The following is a 15,944-nucleotide window of genomic DNA, read 5'->3' as shown; positions in this document are numbered from 1 at the left end:
AAACTAAAAAGCGATTGCTCCCCCGGGGCAATCGCTTTACGACTTAAAGACTTAAAAATTTGATAAGAACACCGATTGCGAAAATCGTGAAGAAAAAGCCGAACGGGACGATGAAGCCGATTGCTGAATCGATCGCATCGTTACGTTTGCACTGCACGTCGTTCTCAAACGGGTTTTCGCTTTGCGGGCGAACCGAGTTAATATGCATAGTGAGTCCCTCCTTAAAATGGTTCCGTTCTAAGTATAGCGAATCAAAGAAGGATAATCTATGTTTAGATAAGAATAAATTGTGAAAGTGGTGTGTGGTTTGAATGAACCGTGGTTGCACAACGGCAAGTTGTCGAACGTATACGTCCTGTACGGGACAGAGAAGTACTTACTCGAGACGTGGGAACGAGAAATCGTCAAGGCGGCAAGTCCGTCCGGCGACAAATTTGACGTCATGCAGCTCGATTTACATGAAACGTCACTCGATACAGCGTTAGACGAGGCTGAAACGGTACCGTTCTTTAGTGACTACCGCACCGTCATCGTCAAACAGGCCCAATTTTTAACCGGCGCCAAAGAAAAACAAAAGCAAAATCTCGAGCGGTTGACCGAGTACGTGTTGCAGCCGGCGCCTTATTCGGTGCTCGTCTTCATCGTTGAAGCGGAAAAACTCGATGAACGGAAGAAAGTCGTCAAGCGCTTGAAAGAGCGAGCCATCGTCCTCGAGGCGAAGAAACCGAGCCAAAGCGAGCTCATGCGCTACGTCAATGACGAGCTGAACCGGCGCAGGCAGTCGATGGAACGTACGACGGTCGAACGTTTGCTCTTCCTTTGTCAAGACGACTGGGGCAAGCTCGTCCGGGAACTGGAGAAGCTTCAGCTCTATGCCGGCGACGGAGCCAATATCCCGCTTGATATCGTCAACGATCTCGTGCCCCGGACGCTAGAGGACAACGTATTCCAACTGTCCGAGTATTTGGTGGGGCGACGGGCCGATTTGGCGCTGCGCCTCGTCCGTGATTTAGAAAAGCAGGGTCAAGAACTGATCGGCCTCTTGGCGCTGCTCGCCCGTCAATATCGAAATATGTACCTCGCCAAGCAGTTGACCGAGAAAGGTTACGGCGAGAAGCAAATCGCCTCAAAAATTGGTGCCCACCCTTATACGGTGAAACTGGCGACGCAAGCGAGCCGTAACTTTTCAGAGGCACAGCTCGCCAAGGCGCTCACGCTCATCGCCGATGCGGACGAAGCGATGAAGACAGGACGGGGCGACAAGCAGATCGTGTTTGACACGCTCGTCTGTCAATTAACATTACTGTGAGGTGGTTGTATGTTGCAACAAGTGTTGCTTGAAGAAGTGATCCCGCTCCGGCATGAGGTACTACGTCCAGGATTGGCCGTTTCGACGTGTTATTTTGACGGGGATGATGCCGAGACGACCCGTCACTACGCCTGGGCTGAAAACGGGCGTGTCTTATCGATTGCGACGGTGATGCGACAAGACCGAGAGATGTCTGGCGAACAAGTTCAATTTCAACTGCGCGGCATGGCCACCGATCCGGTCGTCGCCGGGACGGGCGTCGGATCTCGTTTCTTACAGGCGGTCCATCGTGAGTTGAACGCTTCTTGGTGGTGTAACGCTCGCGAGGTCGCGATCCGGTTTTATGAACGAAACGGCCTCGTCATCGTCGGTGATCCGTTCGAAATCGAAGGCATCGGGACACATTACGTCATGCTATACAAAAAAACAGCCGGCTCCTGAACGGAGGCGGCTGTTTCGTTTGTTCTCTAATTAGAGAGCTGCGATACGAGCTGCGAGACGTGATTTGTCACGACCTGCTTTGTTTTGGTGGATGAGACCTTTTGCTGCAGCTTTGTCGATTTTCTTCGTAGCGAGGACGAAAGCTTCTTGAGCTGCTTCTTTGTTTCCTTCGACGACGAGAGTATCGACACGTTTTACTGCTGTACGCATTGCTGCTTTCTCTTGCGAGTTAGCGACGCGACGTTTTTCAGAAGTTTTTGCACGTTTGATTGCTGATTTGATATTTGCCATGTTATTTCACCTCCTGAAACAAGAAAGTGTATGTTCTCATTACTTCAAGTAATCATTCAACAGAACAAGCACAATTGTAGCAAACGGTTATTCGAAAAGCAACCACTTGATGATTATTCTGAAAACTATATGTGGTATTGTTGTAGTAGGTCGTACACATTAACTTAGGATTTTGATATAATGACACGGTATGCATGAGAAGGATAGGTGAACCCATATATGAACAAACAAGAATTAGAGAACCGTCAGAAGAAGATTCGCAACTTTTCCATCATCGCCCACATCGATCATGGTAAGTCGACGCTAGCTGACCGGATTCTCGAGAGAACTGGTGCGCTTACGGCGCGTGAAATGAAAGAACAGACGCTTGACGCGATGGATCTCGAACGGGAACGTGGCATCACGATCAAATTGAACGCTGTTAAATTGAACTATACCGCAAAAGATGGAGTTGAGTACATCCTTCATTTGATTGACACGCCTGGACACGTCGACTTCACGTATGAAGTCTCGCGCTCACTCGCGGCGTGTGAAGGTGCGGTCCTCGTCGTTGATGCCGCCCAAGGGATCGAGGCGCAGACGCTCGCAAACGTCTACCTCGCACTCGACAACGACCTCGAGATCATCCCGGTCATCAACAAGATCGACTTACCGTCGGCTGACGTCGAACGCGTCCGTCAAGAGATCGAGGACGTGATCGGACTGGACGCCAGTGATGCGGTGCCGGCTTCTGCCAAGGCAGGAATCGGGATTGAAGAAATTCTTGAACAGATCGTAGAGCTTGTGCCGCCGCCGACGGGAGATCCGTCAGCACCGCTTCAGGCTTTGATCTTCGACTCGTATTACGATGCGTATCGTGGCGTCGTCGCCTCGATCCGAGTCGTCAACGGTTCTGTCAAAGTCGGGGATAAAGTTCAAATGATGTCGACCGGTAAATCGTTCGAAGTGACGGATCTTGGTGTCTCGACACCGAAACCGTTATCTGTGAAAGAGTTGAATGTCGGAGACGTTGGTACGCTCTCGGCATCGATTAAAACGGTTGGCGACGTTCGTGTCGGTGATACGATCACGCTAGCTAAAAACCCATCGACCGAGCAACTTCCTGGTTACCGTAAGATGAACCCGATGGTATACTGCGGTCTTTATCCGATTGATGCGGCCAAGTATAACGATTTGCGTGAAGCGCTTGAACGGCTCCAGTTGTCTGATGCGGCACTCGAGTTCGAGCCCGAGACGTCACAAGCGCTCGGATTTGGTTTCCGTAGCGGATTCCTCGGTATGCTTCATATGGAAATCATTCAAGAGCGGATCGAGCGCGAGTTTGGAATCGACTTGATCACGACGGCACCGTCGGTTATCTATCACGTCACGACGACGTCAGGAGACGTCATCCACGTCGACAACCCGTCGAAGATGCCTGAGCAACAAAAAGTTGAATTGATCGAAGAGCCATACGTCAAAGCGGCGATCATGACACCGAACGATTACGTCGGCTCGATCATGGAACTTTGTCAGAAGAAACGTGGCAGTTTTATCGATATGGAGTACATCGATACGACCCGTGTTAAAATCACGTACGATATTCCGCTCAGTGAAATCGTCTACGACTTCTTTGATCAATTGAAATCAAGTACGAAAGGCTATGCCTCACTGGACTATGATTTGATCGGGTATCGTCCGTCACGCCTCGTCAAGATGGATATTCTCCTCAACAACGAGCTCGTCGATGCGCTCAGCTTTATCGTTCACCGCGACTTCGCCTACGAACGTGGGAAAGTCATCGTTGAAAAGTTAAAGGCGCTGATCCCACGGATGCAGTTCGAAGTGCCGATCCAAGCAGCGGTCAGCACGAAAATTGTCGCCCGGTCGACGATCAAGGCGTTACGTAAAAACGTCCTTGCCAAATGTTACGGCGGCGACATCTCGCGGAAACGTAAACTTCTCGAGAAACAAAAAGAAGGTAAAAAACGCATGAAGATGGTTGGATCCGTCGAAGTGCCGCAAGAAGCGTTCATGTCCGTCTTGTCGATGGACGAAGAATGAGTGGTCGCCCTTATCCATGGATAAGGGCGATTTTTTTCATTTGGCAGGATTCGTGACGTCCGGTACGGAATAGTACCCACTTACAGAAAAATAGAGGAGGAGTAGCGGTGACCGTCTATAATTTTTCAGCAGGGCCGAGCGTTTTGCCAAAATCGGTACTACAAGAAGTGCAAGACGAGTTTCTGTCTTATCAAAAAACGGGTGTCTCGATCGTCGAGATGAGCCACCGTTCGGAGCGCTTCATTGCGATTACCGAGGCGCTCGAAGCGAGGCTGCGGAGGTTGATGGACATCTCAGACGATTACGCCGTCCTTTGGCTGCAAGGCGGGGCGACGCTCCAATTCTCGATGATTCCGATGAACTTGCGTACGACAGGGCGTTTCGCTTATCTCGACAGCGGCACGTGGTCGAAAAAAGCAATCACTGATGCCCGCCACTATGGAGACGTCGCCGTCGTCGGCAGTTCGGCGAGTTCGAACTATCGGGAACTGCCTGACTATGAAGGGGATGGCGAGACCGCCGATTATCTCCATTTGACGTTGAACAATACAATCGAAGGGACACGTTATACGACGCTTCCGGATACAGGCATCCCGCTCGTCGCGGACGTGTCCTCCAATATTTTGGCGGAATCGATCGACGTGAGCCGCTACGGTCTGCTGTACGCAGGCGCCCAAAAAAATATCGGACCGGCCGGGTTAAGCGTCGTCATCATTCGTCGCGACTTGATTGTCGACCGCGATTTGCCAAGTTATTTGAACTACGCCCGTCACACCGACACCGTTTTGAACACACCGGCGACGTTTAGCATGTATGTCGCCGAACGGGTTCTCGCCTGGGTCGAACGGACGGGTGGCGTCGTCGAGATGGAACGGCGCAACCGTGAGAAGAGCGCGCGATTGTATGCTTATTTAGACGGCTCAACGTTGTTCCGGTCGCTCGTCACAGGAGATATCCGTTCATTGACGAATATTCCGTTCACGACGGGACGGGACGAGACGGATCAAGCGTTTCAACAGTTTGCCGAGGAACGTGGATTGATCGAACTTGGTGGCCACCGCTCGGTCGGAGGGCTGCGAGCCAGTCTTTACAACGCGATGCCGCTCGAAGGGGTCATTCGTTTAATTGAAGTGATGCAAGCATTTGAACAGGAGGGATACGATGTTCCACATCAAAACATATAATCAAATCGCATCAGCTGGGCTAGAGCGTTTTGAGCCGAGAGAATACGCCGTCAACGCAGTGGAGCAGGCCGATGCCTGGGTCATTCGGAGCCATGACGTTCACGACGCCGAGATTCCCCCGTACTTGCTCGCGATCGCCCGGGCCGGGGCTGGGGTGAACAACATCCCGCTTGAGCGCTTGGCGCGTCAAGGCGTCGTCGTGTTCCATACACCAGGGGCGAACGCGAACGCGGTCAAAGAACTCGTACTCGCGAGCATGCTTTTATCGGTCCGGCCGATCCTTGAAGGCGCGCGTTGGGTGAACGAGCAAACGTTCCCGAGCCAAGCGTTACTTGAGCGGGCGATGGAAGACGAGAAGCGCCGTTTCGTAGGCTCTGAATTACGAGGCAAGAAGGTCGGCATCGTCGGTCTCGGCGCGATCGGGGCGTCGCTCGCGAACGACCTGCTCCAGCTCGGTGTCGACGTCGTCGGGTACGACCCGCATTTATCGGTCGATGGGGCGTGGAACGTATCAAAGCAAGTAAAACGAGCCAAGCATTTAGACGACTTGCTTAGAGACGTCGATTTGCTCTCGATCCATATGCCGCTGACGGACGACACACGCAACTTGATCGATGCTAGTTGGTTCAAACGGATGAAGCCTGGAGTAACGTTATTGAACTTCGCCCGCGGCGAGCTCGTGAACGACGCTGACTTGATTGAGGCGTTACAAGATAAAGTGGCGACGTACATTACAGACTTCCCGCAACAGGCGTTACTCGGCCACCCGCAAGTCGTCGCTTTTCCGCATCTTGGGGCTTCGACACGAGAATCCGAAGTGAATTGCGCGATTCAAGCCGTCGATACGCTGAAACTATATTTAGAGACCGGAAACATTCGGAATTCCGCTAACTTCCCGGACACTGAACTTCCATACGTCGGCAAGCGACGCTTGGCGGTGCTGCATTTGAACGTCCCGAACATGGTCGGTCAAATCGCGAGCCGGCTCGCCGAGAACGGGATCAACATTGATAACATGGTGAATCGCAGCCGGAACGATGTGGCCTACACGATGATCGACATCGATAACCATAAACAAGAAGAACTGTCCGTGCATGCTTTGTACGACATCGAGGGCGTCATGCGCGTCCGTGAATTTTAAGGAGGGATCAATATGGTCATATTTAAACCGTTTAAACCGTATATGCCGGCCCATCCTGAAGCTGTGGCGGCCGACCCGTACGACGTCGTGAACGTCGAACAGGCACGAGGAGACGTCGAGCGACGTCCGAACTCATTTCTCTCGATCGATAAGCCGGAACTGTTTGTCGCTGACCTGTCACTCGAAGCGTGGGGGCGTCGTGCGAGGGCCGAGTTGGAACGATTGTACGAGACTGAACTGACAGAACAGGCAAACGGCTTTTACGTGTATCGGCTGACGAGTCAAGGACGGCGTCAAACCGGTCTCGTGGCGACGTTTTCGGTCGCAGATTATGAGGCGGGCCGGATCAAAATCCATGAACATACACGAGAAGTGAAAGAGCGGGAACGGGTCGAACATGTGGCGGCGACGAAAGCGCACACCGGACCTATTTTACTGAGCCATGAGCCGGACGAGGCGTTACGGCGCGTCCTTGAAGCCGCAACGAACGAACGACCTCTGTTTTCCTTCACGGACAGTCAAGGTGTCTTGCACGAAGGCTATGCGGTGCCGCCGAAAGACCAGGCGCGTGTCATTATGATCGGGGCGACGATCCCGTCCATCTATATCGCCGACGGGCATCATCGGGCCAAAGCGGCGGCTGTCGTCGCGGCGCGAGAACTGCCTGAAGGTGAATCGAAACTAGAACGCGATCACTTTTTAGGCGTGCTCTTCCCGAGCGACGAGTTGACGATCTTGCCGTACCATCGGCTGTTGACCGATGTTACGCCTGAAGAAGTCGCGGCTTTATTGGACGGGATTTCGTTCTCGTACGAAGTGCTGTCGACTGACGGCCTCATCGTTCCGCAAGCGCGCGGTTCGTTCGGATTGTCTTACCGCGGCAAACAGTATGCGTTGACGAAACGACAGTCGACCACGGCTCTCGACGTTGCCACGCTACAAAGGGATATTCTCGAACCGTACTTCCGAGTGGACGATGTCCGGACCGATAATCGGATTGACTTCGTCGGCGGCTCAGACGCCGTCGAACAACTAGAACGGTTGGCCGAACGACCGGATGTCGTCGTGTTGACATGTCATGCTACGGCGATGGGAGAGTTGATGCAGGTCGCCGATGAATCCGGACAGATGCCACCGAAATCGACTTGGTTCGAGCCGAAACTGAAGAGCGGATTGTTCATCCATCGTTTCGATTGAATGCAGACAGTGGCGTGAAGACGTAAAAAGCGTTATAAATGGAAGGAGAAGAAAGGGGTGGCCGCCATGGCTAAAGCCGTATATCTTCACATTCCATTTTGTGAACATATTTGTTATTACTGCGATTTCAACAAGGTGTTCTTAAAGAACCAACCGGTTGATGACTATTTAGATGCGTTAGAACGAGAGATCGTCCTATCGCTTGAACAATATCCGACAGATGAGATCGAGACGATCTTTATCGGCGGAGGAACGCCGACCGCGCTCGATGAGGTGCAGATGAAACGTCTCATGGACATGGTCGAGCGGCACTTGCTCCCGCTCGCTACAAAGAATATAGAATACTCGGTCGAGGCGAATCCGAACTTTGTGAGCGCCGAAAAGCTCGATACGATGAAACGAGGCGGTGTCAACCGCGTCAGTTTCGGCGTCCAGACGTTCGACGACGGCGGGCTTGAACGGATCGGGCGGACGCATCGGGCGGATGACGTGTTCGCGACGGTAACGGAGGCGGCGAAACGGTTCGACAACATCTCGATCGACCTCATGTTCGGACTACCGGAGCAAACGCTCGAACAGATCGAACGGGACCTCGACTTGGCGTTCAAACTGCCGATCCAACACGTCTCGTCCTATTCCTTGATCCTCGAACCGCACACCGTCTTCGCGATCCAAGACCGCAAAGGCAAGCTTCGTCTGCCGGGTGAGGACATCGAAGTCGCCATGTACTTGAAAGTCATGGAGACGCTCGAACGCCGTGGGCTCAAGCAGTACGAGATCTCGAACTACAGTGTCGAGGGACGGGAGAGCCGTCACAACCAAGTGTATTGGCGGAACGAGGAGTATTACGGCTTCGGAGCCGGGGCTCACAGTTACTTGAACGGCGAGCGCCGGGCGAACGTCGCGCCGATCCCGCACTATATCAAGGCGGAAGGTTTACCGGTTCGAAGTACGACGACACTCGAGACGTTCGAGCGGATGGAAGAAGAGTTGTTTCTCGGACTCCGGATGCGCAGCGGTGTGTCGTTCGAGACGTTCGAAACGAAGTACGGTGTCTCGATGGAGTCGGTGTTCGGGCACGTCTTGTCCGAACTGAAAGCGAAACAGTTGATTGAAACGACGGACACGCACGTCCGGTTGACCGAATCGGGACTCCCGCTCGCCAACGAGGCGTTCGCGGCATTCATCGGTGAGGCACGATTAAATGATGTGACAACGTAAAAACAGGCGAATCCGATGTCGGATTCGCCTGTTTTAGTTAGAGAACGAGCTCGCGGTAGATCGGCATGAGCCGTCCGAACGTGTCCTCGACAAGGGCGAGGAACGCCGCTTCGTTTTGGAGGATCGAGGCATCGGCCGAAAGTTGACGACCGATCAAGAAGTCGGCTTTTTTGACGGTCGCGAAGCGCTCGACGATGGCATCGATTGACGCAGAGGACGTCTCTTCGATCAAGAACGCTTCTTTTTTCATATGATCGCCGGCGAGATGGAAGTCGGGAAATTCATGTTTAAAGTCGATTGTCATGAGTCGTTTGCCGATTGCTTCTTTGTTTGGCATCTCGTAGATGAACGCGAGCCAGACGAACACCCGGTCGTCAAACAGACCGACTTGGAAATGGGGATGCTTTTTATAGCCGCGCTTGTCGTGGCAGATCGCCATCCACGTATCTTTCGGCGGATTGACCGTCCGGCGGGCGTGCTTGGCGACGTGGAGATAGAGCGGGATGCCGACGTCGGCTTCAAGTTGTGGACCGACCTCGTCATAGATGCGATGGAACAGCGGTTGAATATCCGCGCGAATACCTGACATGCGGGCGTCGAGCCCGTCTTGCGTAAACACGTTAAATTGTTTAGTTGTAAACATATGATCACCTCAATTCGTATCATACCGAAAGTGCGCGGAAGATGCATTTCGAATGACTTTCAATCAACGGAAAAATGATGCATTTGAATTGACAAATAAGGAGAACGTGATAGAATTTGAAGTGTGATTAGCACTCAGCAAATATGAGTGCTAGTAAAAGTGAGGCCAATCCTTCAGAGAGGAGTGATGTTGTGCTGACAGAGAGACAATTGCTCATTTTACGAGCGATCATTGATGATTACATTCAGACAGCCCAGCCCGTCGGTTCTCGGACGCTTTCGAAACGGGATGATTTGTCGTTCAGTTCGGCGACGATCCGAAACGACATGGCGGATTTAGAAGACATGGGCTTGATTGAAAAACCGCACACTTCAGCAGGACGAATCCCGTCTGAAGTCGGGTATCGTTATTACGTCGATCACCTTGTCGAGACGAAACTCATCGACGAGCGGGAAACGTATCGACTCGGAGAGCGCTTGCGGGCGTCCGCCCAAGAGTCAGAAGTCCTCATTCGTCAAGCCGCTGACCTACTCTCTGACTTGACCAATTATACGACGGTAGCGCTCGGCCCGAGCAGTCAGATGAACCGGCTGGCACGGATCGATTTGATGCCGCTCGATGAACGGCGCGGTGTCGTCTTGATTGTAACGGATCAAGGGCACGTCGAACATCGAACGGTCGTGTTCGAATCGCCGATGGCGCCGGATATGGTCGAACAAACAATCCGATTTTTAAACGATCGTCTAAAAGGAACTCCGCTCGGTCAACTGAAGTTCCGTATCGGAGAAGAAGTGTCAAACCTTCGCCTCGCTCATCAACAACAATATGAATCAATGATGCAACTCATTCAAGCGACCGTCGGGGTGCATCATCCGACCTCGCTGTATCTTGGTGGAAAGAAAAATATTTTCAACCAACCCGAGTTTCAAACGCTCGATACGTTACGTCCGTTCCTAGAGTGGATCGACGAGCAAGAACGGTTGACCGACTGGCTCGAATCGTTGCCAAATCGCGAGATTTATGTGAGCATTGGGAGCGAGAATGGGATTCTTGCGCTTCAAAATTGTAGCGTCATCACCTCGGACTATACGCTCGATGGCAAGACGTTCGGGACGATCGCGATGATCGGTCCGACCCGGATGGACTATCGGCACGGGGTACGGATGATGGGACAGATCATTGAAGCGTTAAGGCGAACGAAACTAGAAGAGTGAACGAAAGGAGCCTCAATATGACTACTGAAAATCAAAACGGGCCAGACCAAGAAGAAGTGCTCGAAGAGAAAGATTTCGACGCGTTGCAGTCAGAGACTGTGGACGCTGACGAGGTTTCAAATGCTGAAATAGTGGAAGAAAGTTCTGAGGGACCAGATTTGCAACAAGAAATCGAAGCGCTCAAAGCGAGCGAGCTTCGGATTCGCGCTGATTTTGACAACTTCCGTCGCCGAACAAACGAAGAGAACGCGAAACGCGTCAAGTTTGCTTCGCAAGCCGTCATCGAGAAACTGATTCCGCTCATCGATAACTTTGAGCGTGCGCTTCAAGTCGAAGCGTCATCGGATGACGCTAAACAGATTCAAGCGGGTGTCGACATGATCCACCGTCAATTGCTCGACGTGTTAAACGCCGAGAACGTTGAAGTGATCGAAGCGGTCGGTCAGCCGTTCGACCCGAATTATCATCAAGCGGTCATGCAAGAACCGAGTGATGAGTTCGAGTCTGGGATTGTAACGATGGAGCTTCAAAAAGGGTACACGTTGCACGGACGCGTCATTCGTCCAAGCATGGTAAAAGTTTCGGAATAAAATTACTTAACTAGATGGAGGAATAGACAATGGCTAAAATTATCGGAATTGACTTAGGAACAACGAACTCTTGTGTAGCAGTTATGGAAGGTGGCGAAGCGGTCGTCATCTCAAACGCAGAAGGGAACCGTACGACACCGTCTGTCGTCGCATTCAAAGGGGAAGAGCGTCAAGTCGGTGAAGTCGCGAAGCGTCAAGCGATCACGAACCCGAACACGATCCAATCGATCAAGCGTCATATGGGAACGTCACATACGGTCGAAGTCGACGGTAAGAAATTCACGCCACAAGAAATTTCGGCCATCATTTTGCAAAAACTTAAAAAAGATGCAGAAGACTACCTTGGTGAGTCCGTAACTGAAGCGGTCATCACAGTTCCTGCCTACTTTAACGACGCTGAGCGTCAAGCGACGAAAGACGCCGGGAAAATTGCCGGTCTCGATGTCAAACGGATCATCAACGAGCCGACAGCAGCGGCGCTCGCTTACGGCCTCGACAAAGGTGAAGATCACACGATCTTGATCTATGACCTCGGTGGCGGTACGTTCGACGTCTCGATTCTCGAGCTCGGAGATGGCGTGTTTGAAGTTGTCGCGACAGCAGGGGACAACCGACTCGGTGGAGACGACTTTGACCAGAAAGTCATCGATTATCTCGTGTCTGAATTCAAAAAAGAGAACGGCATCGACCTCGCGCAAGACAAGATGGCGCTCCAACGTTTGAAAGATGCAGCCGAGAAAGCGAAGAAAGACCTTTCAGGCGTGACAAGCGCGCACATCAGCCTCCCGTTCATCACAGCAGGAGCAGCTGGCCCGCTTCACCTTGAAACAACACTCACACGTGCGAAATTCGATGAATTGACAGCAGACCTCGTCGAGCGCACGATGGAACCGACTCGCCGCGCGTTGAAAGACTCAGGCCTCACGCCGTCTGACCTCGACAAGATCATCCTCGTCGGTGGTTCGACACGTATCCCTGCGGTCCAAAAAGCGATTCACGATTTCACGAAGAAAGAGCCGTTCAAAGGCGTTAACCCGGACGAAGTCGTTGCCCTCGGCGCAGCGATCCAAGGCGGTGTCCTTGCCGGTGACGTAAAAGACGTCGTCCTTCTCGACGTGACTCCGCTTTCGCTCGGTATCGAGACGATGGGTGGCGTGATGACGAAGTTGATCGATCGCAACACGACGATTCCGACATCGAAATCACAAGTCTTTTCGACAGCGGCAGACAACCAGCCAGCCGTTGACATCCACGTCTTGCAAGGTGAACGCCCGATGGCGCCTGACAACAAGACGCTCGGTCGTTTCCAGTTGACGGACATCCCGCCGGCACCACGCGGTGTCCCGCAAGTCGAAGTCAAGTTTGACATCGATGCGAACGGAATCGTTCACGTATCGGCGAAAGACCTCGGTACGAACAAAGAGCAGTCGATCACGATCCAGTCGTCTTCAGGTATCGACGAGGCTGAAATCGAGCGCATGGTGAAAGAAGCGGAAGCGAACGCGGAAGCAGACAAACAGCGTAAAGAAGAAGCAGAGCTCCGTAACGAAACGGACCAACTCGTCTTCGCGACGGACAAGGCGATCAAAGACCTTGGAGATAAAGTCGACGCAACGGATAAAGACAAAGCCGAAGCAGCGAAAGAAAAAGCAAAATCAGCACTTGAAGGTACAGACCTCGAAGCAATCCGTACGGCGAAAGATGAGCTATCTGAAGTCGTACAAGAATTGACGCAAAAAGTATATGCGAACATGGCTGAACAGCAAGGTGCTGAAGGCGCTGAGACACAAACAGAAGCGAAAGACGATAACGTCGTCGACGCGGAGTTTGAAGATCTCGACGATCGTAAATAAGGCAACCGATAGATTGGATGGCGCCAAAGCAGGTTTCTGCTTTGGCTCTTTCCATGTTAAGGTAGAATCGGTAAAATCGAACTTGAAACAGTAAAGAGGAGAGAGTAACGTGGCGAAACGAGATTATTATGAAGTGCTTGGCCTAGACAAATCGGCCTCGGCGCAAGACATCAAACGGGCCTACCGCAAATTGGCACGAGAGTACCACCCAGACATCAACCAAGAGCCGGATGCGGCCGATAAATTTAAAGAGCTCGGTGAGGCGTATGAAGTGCTGTCAGACGAGCAGAAACGGGCCCAGTATGACCGCTTCGGATTTGAAGGAGCGAGCCAGTTCGGAGGCGGCGGTGACTTCCAAGGCGGATTCGGCGACATCTTCGACATGTTCTTCGGCGGCGGCGGACGTCGTCAAGACCCAAACGCACCGCGACGCGGAGAAGACTATCAATACGTCGTCGACCTCGACTTCATGGAGAGCGTGACCGGTAAAACGGAAACGATCGACCTTGAGATTGAAGTCGAATGTGACACGTGTATGGGCAGTGGTGCCAAGCCGGGGACGAAACCAGAGACGTGCGGCCGTTGTGGCGGTAGCGGTGTCGAAACGGTCGAACAGAACACGGTGCTCGGTCGCATGGTCAATCAGCGGACGTGTAGCCAATGTCATGGGACAGGCAAGACGATCAAAGAGAGATGTACAACGTGCCATGGCTCTGGTCACGTCAAGAAGACACAGCAAGTCGAAGTCAAAATTCCGGCCGGTATCGATAACGGCCAACAGATCCGCATGTCCGGCAAAGGTGGTCCTGGCGCTAACGGTGGCCCGGCCGGCGATCTTTACATCGTCGTCCGCGTTCGGGCGCACGAAATCTTCGAGCGTGTCGACCAGCACATCTCGATGGAGATGCCGGTCACGTTCGCGCAAGCAGCACTCGGCGCCGAACTCGAAGTCCCGACCGTGCACGGCAAGGTCAGCTTGAAAGTGCCAGCCGGAACACAGACCGGATCGAAATTCCGTTTGCGTGGAAAAGGGATGCCGAGCGTTCGCGGCGGCGGCAACGGCGACCAGTACGTCAATATCGTCATCATGACACCGACGAACATGACAGATCGTCAAAAAGAATTGCTCCGCGAGTTTGAAGAGATCAGCGGAGAAGCGGGCGTGGAAGAACAGCACGGCCTCTTCCAAAAGATGAAAAAGTTTTTTAGCCAGTAAAAGGAGCGTGTACAAGCGATGAAATGGTCTGAAATTTGTGTCCACACGACACAGCAGGCAGTCGAAGCCGTATCAAATTTACTACATGAAGTGGGGGCACAAGGTGTCGTCATCGAGGACGTCGAAGACTACGACCGGATGATGGCAGAAGATCATTTCGGAGAGATTTGGGACGAATCCGGCCGCGATACGTATCCAACGTCGGGTGTCCACGTGAAAGCGTACGTTCCTGTCTCAGGCGACCTACCGGACACGCTCTCGACACTGAAAAAAGAAATTGAACGGCTGCGAAATATCTTTGAAGTCGGCGCTGGTACCGTGACGGCGCTCGAGATGGATGAGGAGGACTGGGCCCACTCGTGGAAGCAGTACTATAAACCGGTCAAGATCTCGCAACATCTCACGATCGTGCCGCTGTGGGAAGAATACGTGCCACAACCGGAAGAGAACGTGATCTTGCTCGACCCGGGTATGGCGTTCGGGACCGGGACGCACCCGACGACGATGCTGTGCATTCAAGCAATCGAGAACTATATTCAACCGGGTGACCGCTTGATCGATGTCGGGACGGGCTCAGGCGTACTTGCCATCGCGGCGGCGAAGCTTGGCGCGGAACGAGTCGAGGCGCTCGATTTGGATGCGGTCGCGGTCGAATCGGCCCGCCAAAACGTCGAGACGAACGGCGTTCTAGACGTCGTCGACGTCAAGACGGGTGATTTGTTGAAAGGGATGAGCGGTGAGTATGACTTGATCGTCGCCAATATTTTAGCCGACGTCATCATGCTGTTCGTTGACGATGCTTACGTGCGCGTCAAACCAGGCGGCTATTTCATCACGTCGGGTATCATCGGCCAAAAACGAGATGAAGTGACGGCAGCGCTCAAGGCGGCTGGATTCTCGATCGAAGAGACGCGAGTCATGGAAGACTGGGTCGCCATCATCGCGAAGAAGGGGTAAGCCATGCAACGCTATTTCTTACAACGTGATGCGTTTAAAACAGACACGGTCGCATTGCCGCAAGACGTCGTCCATCATATCGGGACGGTGTTGCGGGCGGGACCGGGTTATCAGATGGTGTTGTTAGACGGTACAGGTGTCGAGTACGTCTGTGAGGTGATTGCGCTCGAAAAAAAATCGGGGACGGCAAAAGTACTCGAAGCGCGGCAGGCGACGACTGAACTGCCCGTTGATGTGACGCTCGCCTACGCACTGCCGAAAGGTGATAAAGTCGAGCTCGTCGCTCAAAAAGCGACCGAGCTCGGGTTGCATCATTTGAAGTTGTTCGAGTCGAAACGATCGGTCGCGAAATGGGACGCAAAAAAAGCCCCTAAGAAAGTTGAACGGCTACAGAAAATCATGCAAGAAGCGGCCGAACAGTCGTACCGGGCCGTCGTCCCGACGTGCGCGTACGTCTCGTCGCGTGACCTGCTAGACGACTTTTCTAATTACGATGCGGTCGTCATCGCTTATGAAGAGTCGGCGAAGCAAGGGGAACAAGCTGGCCTCGCGGCTGTCTTCCAATCACTTGAGCGCGGGCAGCGTCTTTTGTTGATTGTCGGTCCGGAAGGCGGATTTGACGAGCAGGAAGTAGACGCCTGGAC

General features: G+C 52.8%; 16 protein-coding genes. 13 read left to right on the top strand and 3 right to left on the bottom strand.

From position 1 onward, the window contains the following. Positions 1–43 precede the first annotated feature (43 nt). The gene (locus A6395_RS02870) at positions 44–208 is read right to left on the bottom strand and encodes a YqzM family protein (RefSeq protein WP_016508105.1); all 165 of its coding nucleotides are present in this window, start codon (positions 206–208) and stop codon (positions 44–46) included. 81 nt (positions 209–289) lie between these two features. On the opposite strand from A6395_RS02870, the gene holA reads away from it, so the two are divergent. Both holA and A6395_RS02860 read left to right on the top strand, forming a co-directional pair. Further along, positions 290–1,309, top strand: a complete 1,020-nt coding sequence (holA, locus tag A6395_RS02865) for a DNA polymerase III subunit delta (protein ID WP_084812914.1) — start codon at positions 290–292, stop codon at positions 1,307–1,309. A gap of 9 nt (positions 1,310–1,318) precedes the next feature. Beyond that, positions 1,319–1,750, top strand: a complete 432-nt coding sequence (locus tag A6395_RS02860) for a GNAT family N-acetyltransferase (RefSeq protein ID WP_071397792.1) — start codon at positions 1,319–1,321, stop codon at positions 1,748–1,750. A 30-nt stretch (positions 1,751–1,780) separates the two neighbouring features. Here the strand turns inward: A6395_RS02860 and rpsT are convergent, their stop codons facing one another. Then, positions 1,781–2,041, bottom strand: a complete 261-nt coding sequence (gene rpsT / locus A6395_RS02855) for a 30S ribosomal protein S20 (protein ID WP_034778152.1) — start codon at positions 2,039–2,041, stop codon at positions 1,781–1,783. Positions 2,042–2,260: 219 nt separating this feature from the next. Between rpsT and lepA the strand changes: the two genes are divergently transcribed. From lepA to hemW, 5 genes are all read left to right on the top strand, one after another. After that, positions 2,261–4,084: a translation elongation factor 4 gene (gene lepA / locus A6395_RS02850; RefSeq protein ID WP_070326972.1), complete on the top strand. Its 1,824-nt coding sequence runs from the start codon at positions 2,261–2,263 to the stop codon at positions 4,082–4,084. Between the two features lie 107 nt (positions 4,085–4,191). Next, the gene (serC, locus tag A6395_RS02845) at positions 4,192–5,268 is read left to right on the top strand and encodes a 3-phosphoserine/phosphohydroxythreonine transaminase (protein WP_071397791.1); all 1,077 of its coding nucleotides are present in this window, start codon (positions 4,192–4,194) and stop codon (positions 5,266–5,268) included. After that, positions 5,246–6,409 carry a phosphoglycerate dehydrogenase gene (locus A6395_RS02840; RefSeq protein WP_070326974.1) on the top strand — a complete coding sequence of 388 codons (1,164 nt, stop codon included), beginning with the start codon at positions 5,246–5,248 and terminating at the stop codon, positions 6,407–6,409. The genes serC and A6395_RS02840 overlap by 23 nt, the downstream gene beginning before the upstream one ends. Before the next feature lie 12 nt (positions 6,410–6,421). Next, positions 6,422–7,606 (top strand): DUF1015 domain-containing protein, encoded by a 1,185-nt coding sequence (locus tag A6395_RS02835; protein WP_071397790.1) that lies wholly within the window; start codon positions 6,422–6,424, stop codon positions 7,604–7,606. Positions 7,607–7,672: 66 nt separating this feature from the next. Next, the gene (gene hemW / locus A6395_RS02830; RefSeq protein WP_070326976.1) at positions 7,673–8,827 is read left to right on the top strand and encodes a radical SAM family heme chaperone HemW; all 1,155 of its coding nucleotides are present in this window, start codon (positions 7,673–7,675) and stop codon (positions 8,825–8,827) included. Positions 8,828–8,864: 37 nt separating this feature from the next. Here the strand turns inward: hemW and A6395_RS02825 are convergent, their stop codons facing one another. After that, on the bottom strand, positions 8,865–9,470 hold the full coding sequence (locus tag A6395_RS02825) for a DUF1054 domain-containing protein (protein WP_070326977.1): 606 nt from the start codon (positions 9,468–9,470) through the stop codon (positions 8,865–8,867). A 191-nt stretch (positions 9,471–9,661) separates the two neighbouring features. Between A6395_RS02825 and hrcA the strand changes: the two genes are divergently transcribed. From hrcA to A6395_RS02795, 6 genes are all read left to right on the top strand, one after another. After that, the gene (hrcA, locus tag A6395_RS02820; RefSeq protein ID WP_070326978.1) at positions 9,662–10,684 is read left to right on the top strand and encodes a heat-inducible transcriptional repressor HrcA; all 1,023 of its coding nucleotides are present in this window, start codon (positions 9,662–9,664) and stop codon (positions 10,682–10,684) included. A gap of 17 nt (positions 10,685–10,701) precedes the next feature. Further along, the gene (gene grpE / locus A6395_RS02815; protein ID WP_071397789.1) at positions 10,702–11,274 is read left to right on the top strand and encodes a nucleotide exchange factor GrpE; all 573 of its coding nucleotides are present in this window, start codon (positions 10,702–10,704) and stop codon (positions 11,272–11,274) included. A gap of 29 nt (positions 11,275–11,303) precedes the next feature. Next, the gene (gene dnaK, locus A6395_RS02810; RefSeq protein WP_071397788.1) at positions 11,304–13,127 is read left to right on the top strand and encodes a molecular chaperone DnaK; all 1,824 of its coding nucleotides are present in this window, start codon (positions 11,304–11,306) and stop codon (positions 13,125–13,127) included. 109 nt (positions 13,128–13,236) lie between these two features. Next, the gene (gene dnaJ / locus A6395_RS02805; protein ID WP_071397787.1) at positions 13,237–14,343 is read left to right on the top strand and encodes a molecular chaperone DnaJ; all 1,107 of its coding nucleotides are present in this window, start codon (positions 13,237–13,239) and stop codon (positions 14,341–14,343) included. Between the two features lie 18 nt (positions 14,344–14,361). Further along, positions 14,362–15,300, top strand: coding sequence for a 50S ribosomal protein L11 methyltransferase (prmA, locus tag A6395_RS02800; RefSeq protein WP_070326982.1), 939 nt, complete (start codon positions 14,362–14,364; stop codon positions 15,298–15,300). A gap of 3 nt (positions 15,301–15,303) precedes the next feature. Then, a partial coding sequence (locus tag A6395_RS02795) for an RsmE family RNA methyltransferase (protein ID WP_071397786.1) occupies positions 15,304–15,944 on the top strand: 641 nt, incomplete at its 3' end.

It is taken from the genome of Exiguobacterium sp. SH31, assembly GCF_001816105.1.
GTDB lineage: Bacteria > Bacillota > Bacilli > Exiguobacteriales > Exiguobacteriaceae > Exiguobacterium > Exiguobacterium aurantiacum_A.
This window is presented reverse-complemented; position numbering and strand designations above follow the sequence as displayed.